The organism is Thiohalorhabdus sp., from assembly GCF_046545655.1.
GTDB lineage: Bacteria > Pseudomonadota > Gammaproteobacteria > Thiohalorhabdales > Thiohalorhabdaceae > Thiohalorhabdus.
In genome coordinates, this window is record NZ_JBKGZG010000082.1 from 1 (window position 1) to 3,457 (window position 3,457).

The 3,457-nt window shown below is 69.9% G+C and carries 3 protein-coding genes and 1 pseudogene; 2 read left to right on the plus strand and 2 right to left on the minus strand.

Translation table 11 applies throughout. The features are described 5' to 3' along the window. Window positions 1-318, plus strand: a 318-nt coding sequence (locus tag ACLFRB_RS11665; RefSeq protein WP_411069185.1) for a GIY-YIG nuclease family protein, incomplete at its 5' end; no start/stop codon positions are given. 18 nt (window positions 319-336) lie between these two features. Here the strand turns inward: ACLFRB_RS11665 and ACLFRB_RS11670 are convergent. Both ACLFRB_RS11670 and ACLFRB_RS11675 read right to left on the minus strand, forming a co-directional pair. Then, complete coding sequence (locus tag ACLFRB_RS11670; RefSeq protein WP_411069186.1) at window positions 337-1,770, minus strand: FAD-binding oxidoreductase; 1,434 nt, start codon at window positions 1,768-1,770, stop codon at window positions 337-339. Window positions 1,771-2,261: 491 nt separating this feature from the next. Then, window positions 2,262-2,984 carry a BON domain-containing protein gene (locus ACLFRB_RS11675; RefSeq protein WP_411069187.1) on the minus strand — a complete coding sequence of 241 codons (723 nt, stop codon included), beginning with the start codon at window positions 2,982-2,984 and terminating at the stop codon, window positions 2,262-2,264. Between the two features lie 283 nt (window positions 2,985-3,267). On the opposite strand from ACLFRB_RS11675, the pseudogene ACLFRB_RS11680 reads away from it, so the two are divergent. Further along, window positions 3,268-3,457, plus strand: a pseudogene (locus tag ACLFRB_RS11680) (hypothetical protein); the annotation flags it as partial.

The following is a 3,457-nucleotide window of genomic DNA, read 5'->3' on the forward strand; positions in this document are numbered from 1 at the left end:
CGCGCCTTCCTGGAGCTGCCTTTGAGCGGGGAATGGGTGGTCTACATGCTCGAGACGCGCACCGGCAGCCTCTACACCGGGGTGACCACGGACCTGGAGGCCCGCTATCGGGCCCATGCCGCCGGGACGGGGGCCCGGGCGGTCCGTCTGGCGGGAGGCCCCCGCCGGATCCTCTGGCACCGGGAGGGGCTTGCCAAGGCCGATGCCTTCCGCCTCGAGCGGGCCATCAAACGCCTGCCCCGGGAACGCAAGGACCTCCTCGTGGCGCGGGGCTTGGCGGCGGTGGGCCTGGGCCCCGACGGCCATCCCGGCGACTGACCCCCTGCCCGGGACGCCTCAGGCCGGGGCCTTCTCCCCCGTCTGGGGCCGGATGTTCTGGTTCATCCGGAACAGGTTGCCCGGGTCGTAGCGGCCCTTCACCTCCGCCAGCCGCTCGTAATTGTCCCCGAACAGGGTCTGGGCGGGATCCTCCCCCAGTCCGGGGAAGTTCCCGTAGCCGCCGGAGGCCGCCTCCAGCGCTTGCAGCTCGGCGAAGGTCTCGCGGGCCCAGGCCAGGTTGCGGTCGTTGGCCGCGGGATCCTCCCAGTTGGCCTCGATGGTGAGCATGTAGGGCTTGTCCCGGTGCCAGAAGGCGGTGGCGTCGGGGGGCACCTCGGCCAGGGCCCCGCCGAGGTGCCAGACATCGATGGTGGTCAGCGGGGAAGGGCTCTCCGCGCTCCGCCGCGCGATCAGCTCCAGCACGGGCTCGGACAGCTCGTCCAGATAGGCCGCCTTCCAGTAGTAGCTCAGGCCGTCCGGGTAGTCGGCATCCAGCAGGGACTGCAGCTCGGTGTAGCGCAGGGGCCCGCTGAAATCGGCGACCGGGTCCGAGCCTGCCCGTAGCGGCTGGAGCACATCCGCCGCCTCCTCCAGCGTCCCGTAATGGGTGCCCAGGAACGCGTAACAGGGCTGGCCCCAGCGCTCGCGGGGAAAGGGGTCAAGCTCCGGGACAAACGCGGAGACGGCCACGACGCTCGCCTCGCGGGGCGCCCCCTGCGACCACTCCCGAAACCGCCGCATGGCGGTGCCCTCGGCGTCCGCCGCATGCCAGACGAACAGGGCGAACACCTCCGGCCCCACGGGGTGAAGGCGGTACTCGAAGGCGGTGACCACGCCGAAATTGCCGCCCCCGCCACGCACCGCCCAGAACAGATCCGGGTGCTCCTCCGGGCTGGCCCGCAACGGCCTGCCGTCGGCGGTGACCATCTCCACGGCCTCCAGGTTGTCGCAGGACAGGCCGAATCGGCGGCGCAGGTGGCCCAGGCCGCCGTTCAGGGTCAGACCGGCGACGCCGGTGGCCGAGACGACCCCCAGGGGCGTGGCCAGCCCGTACAGCTGGGTCTCCCGGTCCACGTCGCCCAGGGTTGCTCCACCCTGGACCCGTGCGAGGCGGCGGCCCGGGTCCACCCAGACCCCGTTCATGGCGGACAGGTCGATGACGAGGCCCCCGTCACAGAGGGAGGATCCCGCCACGTTGTGTCCCCCGCCCCGCACGGCCAGCGGCACGCCGTGCTCCCGAGCCAGGTCCACGGCGGCCATCACGTCCGGCGTGCCACGGCAGCGGGCAATGAGGGCCGGATGCCGGTCGATCATGCCGTTCCATATCCGCCGGGCCCCATCGTAGTCGGCATCCCCCGGCCGGATTGGCTCCCCGTGGAAGCCCCCCACGAAGGCCTCCAGGGCCTCCGCACCCACCTGTTCCTCGATCGTCTTTCCCGCCAGCGTTTCCATTGCTCTCCCCCGGCATCCTGCTGCGGCCACCCGGGAGTCCCCGGCGGCCCTGCCGCGCTCCCTCCGCACGAACCTCCCCGGGACCCAGGCAGCCGCGCCCCGGAGACCGGCATAGAGGGCATCCATCCCTTTACCACTACGCCTCTGGCGGAGGGATGCAAGCCCCTTTCGCCCTCTCCGGATTCGCCCCACTCCGTTCCGGGCGATCCGCCTCCCCCACTTGGGCTCCAGGCACGGCAGGGGGTTGCCCCATCCGCCCTAAACCCGCAAAATTTTTACGGAAAAGGCCGGCCTGGGAGCCGGGAATCCTTCCCCAACCGAGAGGAGGTTCCAATGGGCTACCTGATGATCGCCGCCTGCCTGGTGCTGGGCGTGGTGGGAGTGGGCCTCGCCCTGATGGTGATCGGGACCACCGCCAGCGGCCCCACGCCATCGGTGAACGACTGACCGCGCCGGAAGGCGGGCCTGCCGATGGGGGAGGGACGACGGGCTCAAGGCGCCACCGTGCGGTTGTCCACCTCCTGGGTCCCTTCCACGTACCATGCGTCGTGCTCGGCCAGGGTCCGCTCCCGCTCGCTGTGGACGGTCCCGCCGAGCACTATCACGCCACCCCGGGCCTGAACGTTGATCAGGCCGGCATCCAGCCAGGTATCCTTTTCCAGGGCCAGCCGCACGGCCTCGGAAAGCTCCCCGGCATTGTCCTGCTCGGCGGGGATCACGGTCAGCCGTTCCTCCACGTTGCGCGTTCCCGGGATCCACCAGGCCAACAGGGCCGCCATGCGGCGATGGGAGTGGCTGTTTGCCGTGCCTTCGAGGTAGACATGGCCCTCCGCCACCCGGAACCGGATGTCCCCCTGGGCCTCCTCGGGATCCCGCAGGACCACCTCCTTTCCCGTCTGGTCGATCATGCGCAGGGCATACTCCTCGAATACCGGCTCCTCCAGCAGGGCCGTGCGCAGCTGGTCCAGGATCTCCCCATCGGTCTGCGACTCGTCGGGGCGGACCGTGAGCTCGTCCACCACCTCCGTCACCCCCTCCACGCTCGCGGCGATCCTCGGGGCCCTGCGCTTGTGGGCGATATCCGCCACCTCGCCCTCCAGGTGGACCGTGGCCCCCTCGGCCCGAACCTCCAGAGTTGCTTCGTGCAGGTTCACCCCCGGATCGAATTCCAGGGCCGCCCGCACGGCCCGCTCCAATCCCTCGTTGCCGCTCATTGTTCCCTCCTCAGCGCAATGGGGCCTGGCGGCCCGGACCCTCCCAATGTAGGCACAACCGGGGCCCCGGGTGGCAAGCAGGGCGGCGGATCAGGCGATTTCCCCACGGGGCATCCTCCCCCGAAGACGTTCCCAGCCGCCCAGAAAACCGAAAAATCTGTCCCCCTGTGACGACAGTTTGGGGACAAGCTCGTCCATGGGGTGGTAATGATCAGTGCTTTCTGATAAACGGGGTACAGCCAGAAGCACGGGCTCTTCATACCGCAAGAGGGGAGAATCCATCATGAGCCAACCGGAGCGTCTGCTTCACCTCGGCGCGCTAGTCCTGGGGACCGCCCTCGTGGCCTCCGGCTGCGCCAGTCAGCCCAAGGCGGAAAAGTCCGCCGAACCCGAGCAGGAGGAACAACCCGAACCGGCCAGCGAGGAGAAGGAGGCCAGCGAGGAGAAGGAGGCCAGCGAGGAGAAGGAGGCCA